This is a genomic window from Rhizobium sp. 2YAF20 (genome assembly GCF_052114685.1).
Classification (GTDB): Bacteria; Pseudomonadota; Alphaproteobacteria; order Rhizobiales; family Rhizobiaceae; genus Rhizobium.
Genome location: NZ_JBFRFF010000022.1, coordinates 57,719 through 77,652, shown reverse-complemented (window position 1 = coordinate 77,652; position 19,934 = coordinate 57,719). Strand labels below are relative to the sequence as shown.

At 58.1% G+C, this 19,934-nt stretch carries 19 protein-coding genes and 1 tRNA gene; 8 read left to right on the top strand and 12 right to left on the bottom strand.

Annotated elements, in window-relative coordinates; translation table 11 throughout:
* The first annotated feature begins 53 nt into the window (after positions 1-53).
* The 4 genes from AB4Z52_RS22575 (at position 54) to AB4Z52_RS22560 (ending at position 3,997) form a co-directional block, all read left to right on the top strand.
* Positions 54-1,700, top strand: a complete 1,647-nt coding sequence (locus AB4Z52_RS22575) for an acetolactate synthase large subunit (protein ID WP_442220133.1) — start codon at positions 54-56, stop codon at positions 1,698-1,700.
* A gap of 1 nt (position 1,701) precedes the next feature.
* On the top strand, positions 1,702-3,093 hold the full coding sequence (locus tag AB4Z52_RS22570) for an aldehyde dehydrogenase family protein (protein WP_442220132.1): 1,392 nt from the start codon (positions 1,702-1,704) through the stop codon (positions 3,091-3,093).
* A gap of 268 nt (positions 3,094-3,361) precedes the next feature.
* Positions 3,362-3,490, top strand: coding sequence for a hypothetical protein (locus AB4Z52_RS22565; RefSeq protein WP_442220131.1), 129 nt, complete (start codon positions 3,362-3,364; stop codon positions 3,488-3,490).
* A gap of 132 nt (positions 3,491-3,622) precedes the next feature.
* Positions 3,623-3,997, top strand: a complete 375-nt coding sequence (locus AB4Z52_RS22560) for a DUF982 domain-containing protein (protein ID WP_442220130.1) — start codon at positions 3,623-3,625, stop codon at positions 3,995-3,997.
* An 87-nt stretch (positions 3,998-4,084) separates the two neighbouring features.
* On the opposite strand, the gene AB4Z52_RS22555 is transcribed toward AB4Z52_RS22560, so the two are convergent.
* Positions 4,085-4,297 (bottom strand): hypothetical protein, encoded by a 213-nt coding sequence (locus AB4Z52_RS22555; RefSeq protein WP_442220129.1) that lies wholly within the window; start codon positions 4,295-4,297, stop codon positions 4,085-4,087.
* Positions 4,298-4,892: 595 nt separating this feature from the next.
* On the opposite strand from AB4Z52_RS22555, the gene AB4Z52_RS22550 reads away from it, so the two are divergent.
* Entirely contained in the window at positions 4,893-5,060 is a 168-nt protein-coding gene (locus AB4Z52_RS22550) for a hypothetical protein (RefSeq protein WP_442220128.1), read from the top strand.
* Positions 5,061-5,401: 341 nt separating this feature from the next.
* Here the strand turns inward: AB4Z52_RS22550 and AB4Z52_RS22545 are convergent, their stop codons facing one another.
* From AB4Z52_RS22545 to AB4Z52_RS22530, 4 genes are all read right to left on the bottom strand, one after another.
* Positions 5,402-5,617, bottom strand: a complete 216-nt coding sequence (locus tag AB4Z52_RS22545; RefSeq protein ID WP_442220127.1) for a hypothetical protein — start codon at positions 5,615-5,617, stop codon at positions 5,402-5,404.
* A 470-nt stretch (positions 5,618-6,087) separates the two neighbouring features.
* Positions 6,088-6,324 carry a hypothetical protein gene (locus AB4Z52_RS22540; RefSeq protein WP_442220126.1) on the bottom strand — a complete coding sequence of 79 codons (237 nt, stop codon included), beginning with the start codon at positions 6,322-6,324 and terminating at the stop codon, positions 6,088-6,090.
* A gap of 35 nt (positions 6,325-6,359) precedes the next feature.
* The gene (locus tag AB4Z52_RS22535) at positions 6,360-6,545 is read right to left on the bottom strand and encodes a hypothetical protein (RefSeq protein WP_442220125.1); all 186 of its coding nucleotides are present in this window, start codon (positions 6,543-6,545) and stop codon (positions 6,360-6,362) included.
* 737 nt (positions 6,546-7,282) lie between these two features.
* A complete protein-coding gene (locus tag AB4Z52_RS22530) occupies positions 7,283-8,953 on the bottom strand; it encodes an FAD-dependent oxidoreductase (RefSeq protein ID WP_442220124.1) in 1,671 nt (556 codons plus the stop codon).
* A gap of 842 nt (positions 8,954-9,795) precedes the next feature.
* Here AB4Z52_RS22530 and AB4Z52_RS22525 point away from each other — a divergent pair.
* Entirely contained in the window at positions 9,796-11,670 is a 1,875-nt protein-coding gene (locus AB4Z52_RS22525; RefSeq protein WP_442220123.1) for an ABC transporter ATP-binding protein, read from the top strand.
* 415 nt (positions 11,671-12,085) lie between these two features.
* Here AB4Z52_RS22525 and AB4Z52_RS22520 read toward each other — a convergent pair.
* Together AB4Z52_RS22520 and AB4Z52_RS22515 are read right to left on the bottom strand one after the other, a co-directional pair.
* Positions 12,086-12,162, bottom strand: a tRNA-Arg gene (locus AB4Z52_RS22520).
* Positions 12,163-12,232: 70 nt separating this feature from the next.
* Positions 12,233-13,393, bottom strand: a complete 1,161-nt coding sequence (locus AB4Z52_RS22515) for a M20 aminoacylase family protein (RefSeq protein WP_442220122.1) — start codon at positions 13,391-13,393, stop codon at positions 12,233-12,235.
* Positions 13,394-13,606: 213 nt separating this feature from the next.
* On the opposite strand from AB4Z52_RS22515, the gene AB4Z52_RS22510 reads away from it, so the two are divergent.
* Both AB4Z52_RS22510 and AB4Z52_RS22505 read left to right on the top strand, forming a co-directional pair.
* The gene (locus AB4Z52_RS22510; RefSeq protein ID WP_442220156.1) at positions 13,607-14,716 is read left to right on the top strand and encodes a D-alanyl-D-alanine carboxypeptidase family protein; all 1,110 of its coding nucleotides are present in this window, start codon (positions 13,607-13,609) and stop codon (positions 14,714-14,716) included.
* A gap of 13 nt (positions 14,717-14,729) precedes the next feature.
* Positions 14,730-15,875, top strand: a complete 1,146-nt coding sequence (locus AB4Z52_RS22505) for a CobW family GTP-binding protein (protein ID WP_442220121.1) — start codon at positions 14,730-14,732, stop codon at positions 15,873-15,875.
* Positions 15,876-15,878: 3 nt separating this feature from the next.
* Here AB4Z52_RS22505 and AB4Z52_RS22500 read toward each other — a convergent pair whose 3' ends face one another.
* From AB4Z52_RS22500 to AB4Z52_RS22480, 5 genes are all read right to left on the bottom strand, one after another.
* Positions 15,879-16,112, bottom strand: coding sequence for a sulfurtransferase TusA family protein (locus AB4Z52_RS22500; RefSeq protein ID WP_442220120.1), 234 nt, complete (start codon positions 16,110-16,112; stop codon positions 15,879-15,881).
* Positions 16,112-17,383 carry a L,D-transpeptidase family protein gene (locus AB4Z52_RS22495; RefSeq protein WP_442220155.1) on the bottom strand — a complete coding sequence of 424 codons (1,272 nt, stop codon included), beginning with the start codon at positions 17,381-17,383 and terminating at the stop codon, positions 16,112-16,114. The genes AB4Z52_RS22500 and AB4Z52_RS22495 overlap by 1 nt, the downstream gene beginning before the upstream one ends.
* Before the next feature lie 253 nt (positions 17,384-17,636).
* Positions 17,637-18,590, bottom strand: coding sequence for an acetyl-CoA carboxylase carboxyltransferase subunit alpha (locus tag AB4Z52_RS22490; protein WP_442220119.1), 954 nt, complete (start codon positions 18,588-18,590; stop codon positions 17,637-17,639).
* 62 nt (positions 18,591-18,652) lie between these two features.
* Complete coding sequence (xerD, locus tag AB4Z52_RS22485) at positions 18,653-19,609, bottom strand: site-specific tyrosine recombinase XerD (protein WP_442220117.1); 957 nt, start codon at positions 19,607-19,609, stop codon at positions 18,653-18,655.
* Positions 19,610-19,622: 13 nt separating this feature from the next.
* Positions 19,623-19,790: a hypothetical protein gene (locus AB4Z52_RS22480; RefSeq protein WP_442220116.1), complete on the bottom strand. Its 168-nt coding sequence runs from the start codon at positions 19,788-19,790 to the stop codon at positions 19,623-19,625.
* Between the last annotated feature and the right edge of the window lie 144 nt (positions 19,791-19,934).

Sequence of the window (19,934 nt, the reverse complement as noted above, 5' to 3'; positions counted from 1 at the left end):
TGAAGACCCCGATATTCGGGTCTCAGCAAATCGGCACCAAAGTACATTCACAAATGACCAAAGGCTCCGATCTCCTAGTGGCCGCACTTGAGAACGAGGGTGTCGACCGCATCTTCGGCATTCCCGGTGAGGAGAACCTCGATGTCGTCGAGTCCATCCGAAAGTCGTCAATCCAGTTGGTGCTCAACAGGCACGAACAGGCGGCCGCGTTCATGGCCGCGACCTATGGGCGCCTGACTGGGAAGCCGGGCGTGTGCCTGACGACACTTGGGCCGGGTGCTCTGAACCTTTCGACGGGCGCTGCATATGCATTGCTCGGAGCAATGCCGATGGTGATGATCACCGGTCAGAAAGGGATCCTTTCGTCTCGCCAGGCCCGATTCCAAGTCGTCGACGTCGTGGCATCAATGAAACCGCTCACCAAGCTGGCGCGGCAGATCGTGTCGCCGCAGATGATCCCGACGATGGTCCGCGAGGCGTTCAGGATCGCTCAGGAGGAGAGGCCGGGACCGGTTCATCTCGAGCTTCCCGAAGACATCGCTGCCGAGGAATGCCAGGATATGCCTCTGATCGCGCCGCATCAGCTCGAACTGCCGACCGCAGGCGACGTAGCGCTCGACCACGCGGCTGCGCTCATCATTGCAGCCAAGCGCCCGCTGCTGATGTTCGGGGCTGCCGCCTCGCGTCCCCGTTCAACATCCGACATCGCGGAATTTGTGACACGCACGGGCATTCCGTTTTTCACGACGCAGATGGGGAAGGGAACGGTTCCGGGCGGAACGGAGCTTTATATGGGCACCGCGGCACTGTCGGAACGGGACTATGTACACGAGGCCATCGAACAGGCGGATCTCATCGTCACGATAGGCCACGACACCATAGAGAAGCCGCCATTCATCATGGGCAAGGGCGGCCCGAAGGTGGTCCATGTGGGATATCAGCCCGCGACCGTCGAGCAGGTCTATTTCCCCCAATCGGAAGTCATCGGCGATATCGGACCATCTCTGAAGACGCTGGCGGATCGGCTCGAGGGCAAGTTGCCGAACGCTTCGGCTCTCCTTCATTTGCGCGAACGAATTCTCGAACGCATCGCAGCGCGGGCGACGGAAGATCGCTTTACGCCTCAGCGCTTGGTCCACGATATTCGCGAGGTGATGCCGCACGATGGCATCCTCGCCCTCGACAACGGAATGTACAAAATCTGGTTTGCCCGGAACTACAGGACACGGATGGCAAACACGCTGCTTCTCGACAACGCGCTTGCAACGATGGGAGCCGGGCTGCCGTCGGCGATGGTCGCCTCAATGCTCTATCCTGGGCGACGTGTCATGGCGATTTGCGGCGATGGCGGCTTCATGATGAACTCGCAGGAACTCGAGACCGCCGTCCGTTTGAAACTCAACCTTGTCGTTCTCGTGATCGAAGACAATGCCTACGGAATGATCCGCTGGAAGCAGGCCGTGGACGAATTCCCGGACTTCGGGATGACGTTCGGCAATCCGGACTTTGTGAAATATGCCGAATCCTACGGTGCCAGGGGAACCAGGGTCGACGATATCGCAAAGTTCAAGAAGGCGCTCGAAGATGCATTTTCCGGCGGCGGAGTCCATCTGGTGAACGTGCCGATCGACTATTCGGAAAATGAACGTGTCCTTGTCAAAGAGCTGCGTGAACGGCTCCCCGCTATCCTGGAGGACTGAGATGCCGCTTGCCCTGAAAGTCTACCAGGCCTTCGATCGCGAATTGATTGCGGAAGTCCCAGCCGAGGATGCCGCTGCGCTCGACCACAAGCTCGGTGTCGCGGCCAAAGCCTTCGCCGACCGCGACGGCTGGCTGCCAGCCCATCAGAGGATGGCGGTCCTCAGAAGAGCGTCGGAGCTTCTGCAACAGAACCGTGATCGCTTTGCGCTGATGATCGCGCGGGAAGGAGGCAAACCTCTGACGGATGCGATCATCGAAGTGGCCCGCGCAATCGATGGTCTCGTCAACGCCGCGGACGAGCTTCGCAATTTCGGCGGCAAGGAAATCCCTATGGGCCTGACTGCCGCCAGCGCCAACCGGTGGGCCTTCACCACAAAGGAGCCGATCGGTGTGGTGGCGGCGATATCGGCGTTCAACCACCCGCTCAATCTCATCATCCACCAGATCGCGCCGGCAATCGCCGTCGGCTGCCCGGTGATCGTAAAGCCGGCGGCAACGACCCCAATTTCCTGCATCGAGATTGTCAAGCTGTTCTGGGAGGCGGGTCTCGAGGAACGCTGGTGCCAAACTCTCATTACGGACGACAATGCGCTTGCCGAAGCCTTGGCAACCGATCGCCGCGTCGCGTTTCTGAGCTTCATCGGCTCGGCAAAGGTCGGCTGGTACCTCAAGAGCAAGCTGCCGCCGGGCACCAGGTGCGCGCTGGAGCATGGGGGAGCGGCGCCCATCATCGTCGACCGTAGCGTAAATGTCGATGCGATTGTCGGTACCATTGCCAAAGGTGGGTATTATCATGCCGGGCAGGTCTGCGTGTCAGCACAACGTCTCTTCGTGCACGAGGATATTCTAACCGGGTTCACGGATGCTCTGGCTGCCAAGGTCGCAGCCCTGCATGTCGGTGATCCGATGCTCCGGGAAACAGAGGTGGGGCCGCTCATCCTCCCACGCGAGACCGAACGCGTCGCAAGCTGGATCAAGGAGGCGACCGATGCCGGGACGAAACAGATCGGAGGAGGGCGGATGTCGGAGACCACCCTCTTGCCTTCGGTTCTCATCAACCCACCCGCAGACGCCAAAGTGTCAATGCTCGAGGTCTTTGGTCCACTGACCTGCGTCTACGGCTACCGGAAACTCGACGAGGCAATCCGCATCGCCAATTCGCTACCCTATGGGTTCCAGGCGAGCATCTTTTCCGTAGACATATCGGTCGCCCTGAGGGCCGCAAAGCACCTGGACGCATCCACAGTTCTCGTGAACGACCACACGGCGTTTCGCACCGATTGGATGCCGTTTACGGGGCGTCGCCAGTCGGGCTATGGCGTCGGCGGCATTCCATGGACGATGGAAGAGATGGCCGACGACAAGATGGTGGTGTTCAACGGCGTCAGCTAGGCAATTTCTGCAGGTGAGCTGCAAAGCCCTCTGCAAAAACAGAGTGCTGAAAATGAAGCCAGGTGATGGGCGTCGGCAGTATGTCTGGACTCAGGATCACTGCTTTCACTCACCAATTCTCGCTGCGAAACCCGTTGAAGCTGGGCTGCGTGCCTTATACCTTCGGATTCGGGGCGCCAATTTCCTCATACGTCTGAACTCCCACCTTTGAAGTCAGGTGCCGACCACAAGCTCCATGTTGCCGAGACTTACATCACCAAGGGCGGACATGCGCGACGTCAAGGACGAGATCCTTGGCGCCGTGTCCGGCATCAAGGACGATCTCGGCCTGCTCAATGAGCGCATCGACCGCATGCATGAGGCGCATGCGTCAAAACCGCACAACTTTCGCGCTTGACGAATGTATATTCAGAGCGCCTAATATAAATGCACACTCAGATTGAAATTGTATCCCCCGTTTGACCCGTCACCCATAGTGGCGGGTCTTTTTTGTTTCCGCCGGTCGAACGAAGTTTGTCGAATATGTTACATGCAGTTGATCTATCCTTGCCGTCGAAGTGCTCGGCACCGTTTACCAATGCATTTGTTGAGTATCGCGGAGAAATTTGAACCTTTGCGTGTCGATGACCGTTATGGTCGCAGAGGTAAGATGATGAACTTTGTTAAATGGCACACATCCGTGGTTCTCGACTTGAGGACTAATTCCGATGAAATGCAGGCAATAACAAACACTTGCGAAGCGGCACATTGCCTGTTGGTGCACTGGCCGGACGAGCGCGGCCAAGCCTATCATAAGGCGATCCGAACGTGCGGGCTGGTGCTTCGCGGTTTAGTGACGCCGGAGGCTGCCCGCGAAACCTTTCTCGCGGCGGCCCGCGAGTCGTCGATCTCTGTTCTGTGCTAAGGCGCACTTCAGCAGACTTCAAAAGGCATCAAAACCCACCCCAGAAGCGCGGGGCGCAGCGGTGATGACTGGCTCTCGGTCATTGGCCTAGTTTATCTTCGGCGGCCTTTTGTTCTGGGCAAGTTCCATCACGTAGTCGTCGGCAATGTCTGCAACAACAAGCGCAACTTCAGCCTCTTCCCAGCCTGCCGAAATTGCCTGTTGCACGAACTCGCGAAACGCCCGTGCCATGGCTCTTTCGCAATCAAGCGAACGTTCCGGATAGTCATAAGGAAGCTGCGGCGATGAAATCTTTAGCATGGTCTCATCGTTGCACATCTATCGCCGAAGACAAGCGAATGATTAACGTAAGGTTAATTCGACTAGATTTCGTTATTGAGCTTTGCCGTTGCGAGTTCAAAGACGATCTATATTGGGACAGAATCTACACATTGTGGGTTGCTTGGAACAAAATGACACGAAAACATCAGACATTGAGTATGCAGGAATTCGGCGAGCGGTTTGTTGAGCGCATGGTTCAGCAAGCCGCCAGGATAACCTAGCGCAGCGGCAGAACCGTTCACGGATATGCCGAGACGGTTGCGCCGCGATATTGGGCAGATGCCCACCCCGACGGAGTGTCTCCGGAGTTGTGCGCGCACGAAGACATTTCCTATTGGGAAAAGGAGGAGTGATCGTCGCGCCGTCGGCCGACAAAATTGAAACCGTAGCCCAGCCGCTGCGAGTTCTGCAGGACTACGGTTTCCGGCCCCTCCAAGAATCGAGGTCGCGCTTAGCCGTGCAGAGTACTGCAGATCACAGCCTCACTAAAGGGCTTCATTGGGTGCTCGGTTAATGCTTTTGGCCGTCGGAACCTACCCCGACGCCATGGCGTTCCTGTGTTCGGGAGAAGCCAATGGCATACGAGCCTGACATGACAATCATTTTCGACTTCAATTCGAAAGGCGTTGCCGTGAGCTTCCGCGGCAAGGTGATTTATCTTCAAGGTCCATATCCTGACCGCAAGGCGGGTGTCGCTGCCGGCGAAGAGCTTTGTCGAAAGCTGGGCTGGTTGGACGTCTAGTCATTGACGAGAACCACACTACCTGCCTCATCATAGACCCTAGATGAGGGCGACGATTTCTCGCAAGTCATCACCCTCTAGGATGATGTCGCCGCCGACTGCAAGGATGCGGACATCGGTAACCGAGGTAGGTCGCTTTGACCTTGGCGAGCGCCGTGCGGAGATTATCCTTCGCTGTGATTTTTCTAGGAGACCCATCCCTCGGCCATAGCCAGATGACAGCCTCGGTGTCTGCACATTGCGCGAAGATCTTTGCCGCGTCGTATCTCTCGATCATCAATGGTTCCGATGTCGCATCCTGCCGGCCGTCTATGGTTGACTGGCAATAGATCAAATGACCGTCAGCCATGGCCGCGCCCGCGATAGGTGTTGGGGACACCAGCCGCCTCGTGGCATTGCGCCAACGTCTCAAGCCATGCAGCAAGTCCAGCGGGCACCTCAACGTTGCCGGCCTCCAGTCCTTCCACCCACGACAAATCACACTGTAGTGCGCTCGCCAGATTGATCGGCGTCCAACGGATGTGAAGCAGGCATTCGTTGAAGCGGGCAGGCGTCATATCGTTTTCACTCTCTCTTCATGGCTGCAGCGCGATCAACTGCTCATGCCCAAGGATGCCGGATTTCGCGTCTAAGTGCTACGCGGTGTGGCAAAAGAAAAAGGCCGGGACGCTACCGTTCCGACCTTCCTCGATCTGTCTCAACGCCGCTGCCAGTACATCCGTGGTCAGCATTGGAGACAAATTCAATGCCGACAGCATGACAGACGCTGCTTAAAGTTCAAGCAGTTAGTTCGAGCTAACCCATTGCCGGATTTTTCCGATGCCGCCGGCCGCAAGCGCCGAATAGCATATTTCTCCGCTTGATTTGCAACGGCGCTGGATCATTGTCAGCATCAGAGAAACAGTGGTGGAGAACCTATGCGCTTCGTCGCTCTTGCCGCATCTTTAACAATCCTTGCCTCTAGTGCCGTCGCACAAGACGTTCCCGAGACGGACCCAGTTAAATACTGCCAGTCCGTTTCCGCGCTTTATGCAGACGGTTCGATCAAAGAAATGGCGATAAAGACCTGCATGGACTTGGAGGTATCATCTGCTGAAAAGTTGAAGGCACGGTGGAGCATTGTGCCTGCGGAAGCACAGAAGTCTTGCGTCGCCTTGCTGAAATTCGGCGCTGCGGTGTCGAGCCAGGGATTGCTCGGCTGCGCTGCCCTATCAGTTGGGACAGCGTGTATGGATGGATCGATGACCTGCAAATAGGAGGTCATTGGGCTCATCGCCACTACCTGAGCGCCGGTAGGGGTCAATACACGTCGCGAACGCCGCCTGACAACACGCAGTCTCTCGGCTTCAAATGCCCCTCAATCAGTATCCGCGCCGTATCGAATACGCCGTTCTCATCATCGCCCTGGTCGGCATCAAGGATCGTCAGTGCCAACTCGTACAGCTGACGCTCGTCACTGTCGGGCAGGATGCCCTTCTTCTTCAATGTGATGACAAGACTGGCGACGGTTGCGGATGACAGCCTTCCCCAGCAACGTGATACTCGGGTACCCTTATCCGATCGGCACACTGCCCGAGCGCAACCGGCAGTCAAGACGACCTCTTGATGGTGGAAGCTTTGCGCTTCTTTCGTTACTTAATATCCGGGGATGCCCGCGCTGTCTGCGATTACCTATAGCGCGGCAAGGGAGACAGCAAAGCCGAGGCCCTGGTGCGTCTGTTTCGTCGCGTCATCGATCAGGCAGGGATTGGCGGCTGACCGCGCGTGATCGCGGCTATAATGCCATGCATTCCGTTCAAGTCATCAACCACCCATCGGCAGTATTGAAGAACTGCTGGTCAACATTGATTGCGAGCGCATTGTCTTCAGCCTGGGAGCGCCGGAACGTCTCTTCAAACAACGCGTTTACTTTTCCTTAATTATGAATGATAAACCGCCTTCAGCGTTGGGGCGTTTACACATGATTATTGCAGATATTCTGTACGCGGCTCTTGCTGTAGCGGCAGTTATTTTCCTTTGGAAGATTATCCGCACGAAAAGCAATGAAAAACGCGACAGAAATCCCGGAGATTGGTAGTTGCCTGACCTCGTGTGACAACAGGGCGGCCGTCGGCGAGCGAAGCTAGAAAGCGAGGCTATCGGGCGGCACGGTTCCTGACGGTTGAACAGCTGAACATTCCAACTCGCCACCACGGCAACAACACAAGACGTCGGCAAATGCTTTAGGGCAAACTTAGAGCTGATCCTTTTTGGGGCGCCAAGCGGCTGCTCGTCGACAAACTTGCCGCCGTGCTTTGACGGTGGGCGTCGGTGGCGAGATGTTCGGCGAGCCTGACGGCCAAGGCGACGGCGGGAAGCGTGGGGTTCGCTTGTCCGGATGTAGCGAAAACGGAGCTTCCGGCGATATGGAGGTTAGCGATGTCGATGACGCGACAGTTGTGGTTGACGATGGCGTGGTTGCGGTCCACGCCCATCCTGGTCAACCCGATCTGATGGTAGCCGTCCTTGGCTTGCGCGGCGATATGCTCTTCAAGATCTTCAGGGGCTGCGTCGAATATCAGCTTGCCTATCTTGCGCTCCTTGAGCCAGCGATCGAGGGCGAGATGCGCTTGGAGCGTCCCGCGAAAATCCTGAGGCAAATATCGGAACGAGACCTCGAGCTTGAACTGCCCGTCCGCATCTTGCTCTGACTTGAGGAAGGCGCGGCTTGAACTGCTTGGAATTTGCTCACCGTGGTAGCGAAGGCCGTATCTCCTGTCAGGCCTGCGCAGCATAAGATATGGTTCGGCCAAGCTATATTTTTGGCGAAGCAGCCCCAGCGCCGAAGAGGTCGCGCCACGAGGATTGCGCAGTACATTATGCAGCACACTATAGTAACGGGATCGGTCGGCTTCACCCCATGTCGCCTTGTGGACGAAAGACTTCCGGCTGTTCCAGAGATATAGCAGCGAGAGCGCCGCGTCGGCCTCACCGAAAGCGGCCCTCCGGTTCGTCGGCCAGAAAGCGATGTTCGGCAGCTCGAGCGCCCGTTGCAATTGAGGGGCGGGTTGAAACCGGTTACACACGACGGTTCCGGTGGATGTGCGCTTAAAAAGATACCGTTCGGCATGCTCCTTGGTGGAAAATTCGATCTGCGCGATCTGCCCAGCGAGATGTCCCATGTAGAAGCGCCCGAGCGGCCCACCGCTTCCGCCGAACAATTGCGGAAACGCAAGCTGGAGGTTCAGCAGCAGCCGGGTATTGCCCCTGCCGTTACAGGCCAGCACATAGTGGTCGGCGCACACCTTGTACGAACCACCGCGGCAGGCAATCGACATGGAATGTACCCGCCCTTCCACCGGATCGAACGCCAGAGCTTTGACCCTCGCGTCTAGGACAACGAAGAGGTTCTTCGAAGAAGCGAGCTCAGCCCTGTTGGCTCTCGCCGTGTTGCGTATTCGTGTCCAGCTTTCCCGGGATGTTGGAAAATCAGTCTCCGATTCCGATTCCGACACCGATCGCTCGCCGCCGACATTGCTGCTCAAGAGAGCCCGCGCGCGCTGGTAGAAAGGTGAAATCTTTTCGTGAGCAATAGGCCAACCGGAGTGTGCAACATAGTCTCTTGCTTCGAAATCTATATCATCCAGCTCAACGCATTGCCCACCCCATCGTTCGGACGTGCCGCCAAGTCCGGTGGCCGAAGTAACTCGGTCCGCGGCGTGATAGAGACCGTCTCCTATGTCGAACCCTGTTTCGTTTGGTTGGGGTCGTTTCGATCGTTTCGGCCCGGCATCGATAAGCAGCGTTCGCATGCCGCGCCTGCTCAATTCCAGCGCGGCGGCAATACCGACTGGACCTGCGCCCACGACGCACACGTCAAACACCTGTTGAAAGACCTCAAAGTCCGCAAACATCCTCGCCCCCCGGCTTTCAAGCTAATGTCGTTTCGGCAGTGGCCGCAATCACCGTTCCCCTCCCTACGGCACTGCGGATCGGTCTTGGCGCGATCGCCAGCGGATTGAAGGTGGCGGCGCAGACCTAAGCGCGGCACGCTAATGTTTCACTATCCGCAGAACAACCTCGCATAAAGTAGAATGAAATCTGCTCGTCACCTCGGGCAAAAGGATTAGTGACGGGTAACGCCCGTCGGACTACGTCCCGCTTCGTTACACCCACCGCCGCCGAGTTTCATTTTGATGCGACGGAGTCCATCTTCAGCCGCAGCTCAGATCGTCGCCGAAGGTGAGTAATTCGTCCTCGCGCCGTACGCGGCGGAAAGGGGGGGTGAAAGCAGCGTTCACCTTCTCACCCCCACCTGCAGCTTCGCGCCAAGAGCGGCCCTTCTTATGGAGCCGCTCATGTTTGGCAGTCGATCATCAGTTGGCCTTGGATTGTGACAACTTCTGTATGACCTCGTCGAGGTTGAAGCTGGCGGGTTACTGCCTGATTGGAAACTCCTTGAAGCTCTCAAGCCACGTCGCGACGACTACCTGCGACGGAACGACGACGAACGCTCGGTCAAACATCCACTTTTCATACTCAATCGATTGATCGCCGCGCTCGAACGGGTCTGCACGTAGATTATACAACATCGGGACGCGCAGATCGTTATCACTACCTTCGAGGGTCTAAACGACTAGATGTCTCTTCGATGACGGGATAAGTAGGCTAACCTTGCATTTCTGCGCGGATCGAATGCGTAGAGACGTGAGTTTCGACCGTGACACGGCTAATTTCTGCCGGTATCGTGTCATGAATGTCAGCCCATCCCGCCCCCGGCGTCCCAAAAGAATCGCCCGGTCTCACCTTTCGCCAACGGCTTGCCAACCTTCGCAATCTCGGCCGGCTCATGGCCCAGATCTGGCGGACCAGTCGCTGGCTGACGATTGCAAGCGTTGGATTGCGGCTGGCCCGCGCTGTACAGCCGGTCCTGACACTGTATGTCAGCAAGCTCATTATCGACGAAGTGGTTCGGTTGGCTTCCTATCGTGCGAGCACGCCTGATATTTCCGAGTGGTGGGCGAGCGGAAGGCTGAGCGTCATCCTTCCGCTTCTTTGCCTCGAATTTGCTCTCGTCCTGGTTCTCGATCTTCTCACGAGGGCGACGACGCTTGCCGATTCCATTCTTGGCGAACTTCATTCCAACACGGTCAGCGTCGAACTAATGGAGCATGCCGCCAGATTGGATTTGCGGCATTTTGAAAGCCCGGAATATCAGGATCGCCTGGAGCGGGCGCGACGGCAGGCGGCGGGGCGAAACGCGTTGCTGCCGCAAATGCTTGGCCAGGCACAGGATATAATCACGGTCGTGACGCTGGCGGTCGGCCTCTTCGTCTACGCGCCCTGGCTCATCCTGCTGCTGGGATTGTCGTTCGTGCCGGCGGTCTGGGGCGAGGCTCGCTTCAACACCGCCTCTTACTATCTCAGCCGGGGACGAACGCCTGAACGGCGGCAGCTGGAATATATCCGGTTCATCGGCGCCGGCGCGGAAACCGCCAAGGAGATGAAGCTCTTCGGTCTCGGTCAATATCTGGTGCAACGGTTCAAATCGCTGGCCCAGACGATCTTTGCCGAGAACCGAAAGCTTTCGATTGATCGGGCGATCTGGGGTTCGCTGCTCGCCGCGATCAGCACGCTGACCTACTACGGCGCCTATGCCTATATTGTCTGGCAAACCATTGCTGGCCGGTTCAGCATCGGCGATCTTGCCTTTCTCGCCGGTGCGTTTCTCCGGCTGAACGGGCTCTTCCAGAAAATCCTGCTTGGTTTCACGCAGATCGCCGGCCAATCGCTCTACCTGGACGACCTGTTTTCGTTCTTCGAGATCGAACCCACGATCGTGCCGCCAGGCAATCCCAAGCCGTTCCCCCAGCCGATCCGCGACGGCATCATCTTCGACAATGTCGGCTTTCGCTATCCGGACACCGATATCTGGGCCGTGAGGGGCTTGAGTTTTACCCTCGTTGCAGGCGAGACGCTGGCGCTGGTCGGGGAAAACGGAGCAGGCAAGACCACCATCGTCAAGCTCCTCACCCGCCTTTACGATCCGGACGAGGGACGCATCACCATCGATGGCATAAACCTTCGAGAAATGGATATCGACGACATCCATAGCCATGTCGGGGTGATCTTCCAGGATTTCATCCGCTACAGCTTTACGGCCGCCGACAATATCGGGGTCGGCCGCGTCAAGGAAAGCACCGATGCCGGCCGGATAGAGCGGGCGGCAGAGCGCAGCCTTGCCGACGCGGTCATCCGCAGGCTTCCGCTGAAATACGATCAGCCACTGGGTCGTCTGTTCAACAAGGGCCGGGACCTGTCCGGTGGGGAATGGCAGAAGGTCGCGATCGCCCGTGCCTACATGCGAGACGCGGAATTGGTGATCCTGGATGAGCCGACGGCGGCCCTCGATGCGAAGTCGGAAGCGGAAGTGTTCGCCCGCTTCAAGAGCCTGGCTGCGGACAAGACGGCAGTGCTGATTTCGCACCGGTTCTCGACCGTGCGCATGGCAGATCGCATATTGGTGCTTGAAAACGGCGGAATACTGGAAGGCGGCACCCATGAGGAGCTTCTCGCAAAGGGTGGGCGCTATTCAGAACTGTTCGAGTTGCAGGCCGCCGGCTACCGCTGAGGCTGTCGAAAAGCTCCGTCGCTGGGCGAAGGAGTGGACAAAAAATTATCCTCCCATCTGTCTAGGAATTGCGGGAAAAGTGGACGCTATAGTCCATTTTCCGTCACGCCGAGGTCAGGGGCTCACAACCGGCTTGCGCTAAGAGGGGAAAAACCTCACCCGAAAAAGCAGACGAGATCGCGCGAGCTCTAGATCTTTTGTTGCACCTTGGGCTTTTCAAAACATCGAATTGGGACGTCGCTAGCGAAAATGCTATCCCGTTTGCGGAGGCTGAAGGTCGCCAAACTTCAATTTGAGGCCAATTTGCTCTGTTTCCAGCCGACCAAACCGGCAGGTGTTATCCCGGGCATTACCCCGCACACCGTATCGCGATTTTCTCAAACCGTAGTTGTCGCCGCAAGTCGTTGAATTTAAGTGGTGATCTCGACGCGATTCGAACGCGTGACCCCCAGATTAGGAATCTGGTGCTCTATCCTGCTGAGCTACGAGACCACTTGGCAGCATCCATACAAAAGCCGGAGCTTGAAGCCAAGCCCTTTTGCGTCGCGATGACAATAAGCCTTCAGGGCGCCAGACGCTGTTCGGCAAGGCGAACCCAGTAGGAAATACCGTGGGCTATGACCTCGTCGTTGAAGTCGTAGGCGGCGTTGTGAAGGCCGGCCGTTTGGCCGTTGCCGACGAAGATGAAGGCACCGGGGCGGGCGTTCAGCATGTAGGAAAAATCCTCGCCTCCCATCATCGGATCGACCTCCGCGTTGACATTGGCGTCGCCGGCGATCATGCGTGCGGCCGCGACGGCGTGGTCCGTTTCTGCGGCGTGATTGAAGGTGACCGGATAATTGCGGTGGTAATGGATTTCAGCTTCTGCGCCGTGCGTGGCAGCGATGCCGTTGACGATCTGCCGGAGCCGCTGTTCTGTCAGGTCGCGCACCTCAGGGTCGAGCGTGCGAACGGTGCCGGCAAGCTTTGCTTCGTCGGGGATGACATTATGGGCGAAGCCTGCATTGAATTTGGTGACCGATACAACCACCGAGCGCAGCGGATCGACGGTCCGCGATGCAATGAGCTGAAGGTTTGCGACCACCTGCGCGCCGATGGCGATGGGGTCGATGGTCTTGTGCGGCATTGCCGCATGACCGCCGCTACCTTTGATCGTGATGCTGAATTCATCAGTCGCGGCCATGATCGCACCCTTGCGGATTGCGAAATGGCCGACTGGAAGGCCCGGCAGATTGTGCATGCCATAGACTTCCTCGATGGCGAAACGCTCCATCATACCGTCCTTGACCATGAGATTGCCGCCGCCACCGCCTTCTTCGGCCGGCTGGAAGATCACCGCCACATTGCCGTTGAAATTGCGCGTCTCCGCCAGATATTTTGCAGCGCCGAGCAGCATCGCGGTGTGGCCGTCATGGCCGCAGGCGTGCATCTTGCCGGCGGTCGTGGAGGCCCAGGGCTTTCCTGAGATTTCGGTGATCGGAAGCGCATCCATGTCGGCGCGCAGGCCGACCGTGCGGCCGTCGCCCTTGCCGCGGATCAGGCCGACGACGCCGGTGCGGCCGATGCCGGTGACGATTTCATCGACGCCGAAATCCCGAAGTTTTGCTTCAACGAAGGCTGCCGTGTTTTCCACGGAGAACATCAGTTCCGGCCGGGCATGAATGAAACGGCGCCATTCGGTCACTTCGTCCTGCAGTTCCGCGGCTCTGTTCAAGATAGGCATGCTGGACTTTCCTGCTGCTCAATATTTGCGTCATGTTTAGCGATATTGGATCACAAGCTTGTGAGGCTAATGAAATAAACTGACCAATCGCCTTTGCCATCTCATAGCCATATAGGTTAAATAAGTGCGGCTTTCGAGAAAAATCCGGACATTGAAGGACAAGCCGTGGAAGGAACGACCGTGCCGACGAAGCAGTTCAGTCAGTTAGCCCGCATGCGGCTTATCCCTCTTGGCGCGGCGGCAACAGCGCTTTTCCTGTCGGTGGCGCCGGTCGCGCATGCCAATCCGCATATTCTCGTCGATGTCAGCACTGGACGTGTCCTTGAGCATGAAGAAGCGTTCCGCAAGTGGTATCCCGCCTCGCTGACCAAACTGATGACGGTCTATACGACGTTCCGGGCGATCCAGGCAGGTCAGGTTACGCTGGACACTCCCGTCGTCATGTCCAAGCACGCGACCGCCCAGCCGCCGGCGAAAATGGGCTTTAAGCCCGGCCAGAAGCTGACGCTCGACAATGCGTTGAAGATGATGCTGGTCAAATCCGCCAACGACCTTGCCATGGCGATCGCCGAGACGGTCGGCGGCTCCGAGCCGGGGTTCGTGGGGCGGATGAATTCTGAGGCGGCCCGTCTCGGCATGACGTCGTCGCATTTCATCAATCCAAACGGTCTGCCAGGCAAGGGTCAATATACCACTGCCCATGATCTTGCCGTCGTCGCCGTCGCGCTGCGGCGCGAGTTTCCGCAATATGCCAGCTATTTCGCCCTGGAAGGCTTTACCAACGGCGTCAAGGAGGTTCCGAACATCAATCTCCTGATCGGCCGCTTTGATGGCGCCGACGGCATGAAGACGGGCTTCATCTGCGCCTCCGGGTTCAATCAGATCGCGTCTGCTACCCGCAACGGCCGGACGCTGATTTCGGTCTACCTGGGCACGGATAGCTTGGCGGCGCGCGCCGACGATAGCGCCAATCTGCTGGAAAAGGGATTTACGTCGCAATTCCCCGGAAATGATACCTTGCAGACCCTGAAGCCCTATGGCCCTGGCCAGGATCAGGTCGCCGATATCACCGCCGACATCTGCAGCGCCAAGGGCGCGCATGCGCGCAGCGAGACACGTGACGAAACCGGTCGCATGAAGGTGCTTTCCCCCTATATTCACGAAATGACGCACACGCCGAATTTTGTCTATGCCAACCTGATCGGCGGCCAGGACCCGGCGACGGCCGCCGGTGACAAGCTTGCAGCCACTGCCGGCAGCACGCCCGACGCATCGGGCGACGTCGCCGACGTGCCGATCCCCCTTCCTCGCCCGACCTATTGATCGGATTAGCCTGATGAGCAAGTTGCCGGAGAAAGTGCCGGTCACGATCCTGACCGGCTTCCTCGGAGCGGGAAAGTCGACACTACTCAACCGGATCCTCAAGGATCCGGACATGCGAGATGCAGCTGTCATCATCAACGAATTCGGCGATGTCGGCATCGATCATCTGCTTGTCGAAAGTTCGGGCGATTCGATCATCGAGCTTTCGGACGGATGCCTTTGCTGTACGGTGCGCGGCGAGCTGGTCGATACGCTGGCGATGCTGATGGACAGCATGCAGACGGGTCGCATCAGGCCGCTGAAACGTGTCGTCATCGAGACGACAGGACTGGCAGACCCGGCGCCTGTCATGCAGGCGATCATGGGTAATCCCGTTATCGCCACCAATTTCGATCTCGACGGCATGGTGACGGTGATCGATGCGGTCAACGGCCTGCAGACGCTCGACAACCATGAGGAAGCACGCAAACAGGTGGCGGTGGCAGATCGGCTGATCATTTCCAAATCGGAAATGGACGGCGCTGTGCCGGCTGCAGCGCTCGAGGCGCGACTACGATCGCTCAACCCGCGTGCGCCGATACTGGATGCGGGCAGGCAAGAGGCCGGGAAGGCATCGATCCTGGTCAACGGGCTCTACGATCCAAACTCGAAAATCGCCGATGTGGGGCGCTGGTTGCGCGACGAGTTGGCGCTCGATGCTCATCATCATGAACACGACGAGTATGGGCATCATGAAGATCATCATGGCCACCACCACCATGTGCATGACGTCAACCGTCATGACGGATCGATCCGCTCTTTCTCAATCGTCGAGAGCCAGCCGATCGATCCAATGGCATTGGAGATGTTCATCGACTTGCTGCGCTCGGCGCATGGCGAACAGCTTTTGCGGATGAAGGCGATCGTGGCTCTGTCCGACAAACCGGATCAGCCGGTGGTGCTGCATGGCGTCCAGAACATCTTCCATGCGCCAGTGCGACTGCCGGCTTGGCCGGACCCTGCCGATCGCCGGACACGGATGGTCGTCATCTCCAAGGACCTGCCGGAAAGCTTTGTGAAGGATCTGTTCGATGCCTTCCTTGGAAAGCCGAGGGTGGATACGCCTGACAGGGCAGCGCTCGAAAACAATCCGCTTGCCATTCCCGGCATGCGGCTGTGAACCTCACACCTTGTGGATGACAAAGCGATGGCCGCGTTCGGTCTTTGCGCTTTCAATCAGCTCGTGACCGTTTTCCCGGCAGAAATGTGGAATGTCGATCACGGCAAGCGGATCGGTGGTCTCGACGATCAGCGTGGCTCCGCTTGACAGGGAAGCGAGATATTTTCGTGTTTTCAAAACGGGAAGCGGGCACTTCAATCCGCTGAGGTCGTAGACCTTGGCGTCGAGCCGGGTCATTATTCCTTGGCCCAGAATTTCCAAAATGGCGGCTTCTTCGGCGGCATGTTCTGCGCGGTCTCGACCGGCGCCTGGGCGTAGGCGAGCGGATTTTCGGTCGGAACGGGAACAACGGCAGGTATCGCGGCGGCAAGCGTCGGTGCATCGGCGGCGGCAGTGGGGCTAGCCGTCTGCGTGCCGATACTGCCCCTGCCTGTGCGGATGGTGCCTGTCATGCCCGCCATCGCGGTCGGTGACGCCATCGGCGATGTCGATTGCCGCGCCATCAGCGTTTCGAGCTCGGTTACCTTCATCATCTTGCCGGCTGCCAATGCCGTGCCGGTCGGCGCATAGGCGATGTCGTGGCCGGCGCGCTGCTTGGCGACAACGGCCTTGCGCTCAGCCTCGGTCGGGTCGTACCAGGCCATGCCGTCATATTTCTTCGCGGCCTTGTCGTAGTCGGCCTGGTAGGTCTTGTCGTATGATGCCAAGGCCACTGCCAGAGCCGGAGGCGTCGTCATGGCAGGGCATTTGCCGGTCGGATTGAACGCTCCGTCGGCCTGCTGGTTGAAGACGTATTTCTTCTCGCAGACCTCAACTTCCGGCGGCCGCTTGGTCACTTCGAAATTGTCGTAGCCGACCTTCAGCATCTTCCAGAAATCATAATTCGAGCTGAGGCGATGGCGGACCATGTTTTCAGCCGTCATCCGGAAGGGAAAGGCTTCAAGCTCGATGGTCTTCTGGCCGCCCTTGAAGGCGTCGCGGGCGAAGGCATAGATTTCAAGAACCTGCTGGTCGGTCATGGAATAGCAGCCGGACGACGAGCACGCACCGTGGATCATCAGGTTGGCGCCGCTGCGACCGTTTGCTGCGTCATAGCGGTTCGGAAAGCCGGTGTTGATGGCGAGATAATATTTGGAATTCGGGTTCAGGTTGGCCGGCGTCAGGTTGTAGAAACCCTCCGGGGCCTGTCGGTCGCCTTCCTTTACCTTCGGGCCAAGTCGGCCCGACCAGGCGCAAATCTTGTACTCGGCAATCTTGTCGAAACGGTTGTCGGTCTTTGCCTTCCAGATCTCCATCACGCCCTCTTCCTTGAGGATGCGGATCATGATCGGCGAATTGCGATCCATGCCCTTGGCGGACATATCGGCAAGGATGTGGCTTGGAAGCGGCTGCTCTACCTTGTTCTTGACCTTGGAGAGATCGACCGAGGTCGCCGAATCAAGCGTGTCGTTGCAGCCGGCAAGTGCCAGCGCCATCAGCGAAACATAGGCAAGGTGACGGAAGCGCATTGCGACTAAGCCCATAATAGACAGGAAATCGGCCACGAAACCCTCTCCGCGACCCTATCATAACGAAACAGAATCATAGGCGGCTTATACTTGATAAATCCTTACCAGCCTATGCCGCGCGTGCAGCACGCCTGCAAGCATTTCTTTGTCACAGAGCCCTTGGATAACATCATTGTGGCCAAGATTTGGCCTCAATGGCGCTTTCGAGCTCGCGTTTTGCTGAAAAAGACATCGTATGCGTGCGCGTCGACCGCTAGAGACTACGTCCCATGGCAAGGAATTTCTGGCGTCGATCGTTGCGAATCTGATCGCGCGAGCGGCCGGAAAATTCGCCAAGTGCATTGGCAATGACGTCGCCGGTCGCAGCAATGACGCTGTCGGGATCGCGGTGCGCGCCGCCCAGCGGCTCGGGGATGATGCCGTCGATGATGCCCAGCGATTTCAAATCCTCGGCGGTGATCTTCATGTTTGTCGCCGCTTCCTTGGCGCGGGTCGGATCGCGCCAGAGGATCGAGGCAGCACCTTCCGGAGAGATGACGCTGTAGATCGAATGTTCGAGCATGTAAACGCGATTGCCGGTGGCAATGGCGATCGCGCCGCCCGATCCGCCTTCTCCGACCACCACCGAAATGATCGGCACCCGGAGATTGAGGCACATTTCAGTGGAGCGGGCGATGGCCTCGGCCTGGCCACGTTCCTCAGCGCCAACGCCTGGGTAGGCGCCGGCAGTGTCGATCAGGGTGATGACAGGCAGATCGAAGCGATCGGCCATTTCAAGCACGCGAATGGCCTTGCGGTAGCCTTCCGGCCGGGCGCTGCCGAAGTTGTGCTTGAGCCGCGTCTTGGTGTCGTTGCCCTTTTCCTGGCCGATGACCGCGACCGGCAGACCGCGAAACCGCGCAAGCCCCGCCTGGATTGCCGCGTCTTCGGAAAACTTGCGATCGCCGGCAAGCGGGGTGAATTCCTCGAAGAGAGCTGCGGAATAATCGACGAAATGCGGTCGCTGTGGATGGCGCGCCACCTGGGTCTTCTGCCAGGCATTCAATTTCGAGTAGATATCGAGCATGGCCTCGCGAACACGGACCTCCAGCCTGCCAACTTCGTCCGAAGTATCGATGCTCTCGTCTTCGAGGGCGAGCTTCTTCAGCTCATGAATCTTGCCCTCGAGATCCGAGATTGGTTTTTCGAAATCGAGATAGTTGTGCATGAGGTGCGTTTCCGATCCTTTTGCGCGGGCAGACTTGAGAGCTCCTGCCTTTGTTGCCGGTCCTAATCGTGTTTTTTGGCCTGTTTGGCAAGGGGGTGATGCGTTTGCACCAACTGGTGAAGGCGTTCTTCGAGCACATGCGTGTAGATTTGTGTCGTCGAAATGTCCGAATGGCCAAGCAGTTCCTGCACGACGCGCAGATCCGCGCCGTTCTGGAGAAGGTGGCTGGCGAAGGCGTGGCGCATCACATGCGGCGAAATCAGCGACGGCGTCAGCCCGGCGCGGATGGCAAGATCCTTCAGATCGCGGGCAAAGACCTGGCGCGGCAGGTAGCCTTCCCTCGACGACGAGGGAAAGAGCCACGGGCTTTCGGGCGGCGGCTCTTTTGCTGCTGCACGTTCGAGTGCCTGCATTCGGCCGTAAGCCTTGATGGCGGCGATTGCCGAATGCGATAGCGGCACGAGGCGCTCCTTGTTGCCCTTGCCGCGGATCATCAGGAAGCGTCCCTCCTGATCCAGCACCTTGGCAGGCAGTGAAACAAGCTCGCTGACACGCATGCCGGTGGCGTAGAGCAGTTCGAGCAGGGCAAGCATCCTTGCGCGTGGCAACTGCCCCGCGCCTGTAAGCTTCGCCTCCTGCTCGGCTTGGGTCAGAAGCCGCGTCACCTCGTCGACGCCCATGATCTTCGGCAGGGAACGTCCCTTTTTCGGGGCGTCGAGAATGCCCGTCGGGTCGTCGGTGCGCAGCCCCTCGGCGTAAAGGAACTTGTAGAACTGGCGCATTGCCGACAGGCGCCTGGCCTGTGAAGATGCCGCAAACCCCTGGCGAGCAAGCCCGGAAAGATAGGCAACGAGGTCTGTCGAAACAGCTTCGGTGATGCGGACGCTTCGTTCGCTCAGAAAGCCGTGCAGGTCGTCCAGGTCTCGCTCATAGGATTGCAGCGTGTTGACCGCGGCACCTCGCTCAGCGCTCATCATCTCGAGAAAGGCTTCCATATGAGCGCGACCGAGATCTCTCATCGATTGTTTCCCGTCACTTCTTGACAGTGCCGGTCGGCTGCGAATTGACGCGCTCGGACGGAAGCCTGATCGTCACGTCGCGCTGCTTGGGCTCGACGAAGGTGGCAAGTGCCCACATTGCCCCATAGATCGATCCGGCGATGACCGCGCAGACGACAAGGAAGCGAAACAGGGTGGGCATTCATTGGTCTCCTCGGGCTGGCTATGTCGGTTCAACGTAGCATTAAACGGTAGAAACAAGCCTTAGTCTAAGGATATTGCAGTCCCGTTTACGCAGCGGCGACTTGACGCTCCCGGTGCATTTGACGATACCGTTTGCAAACAA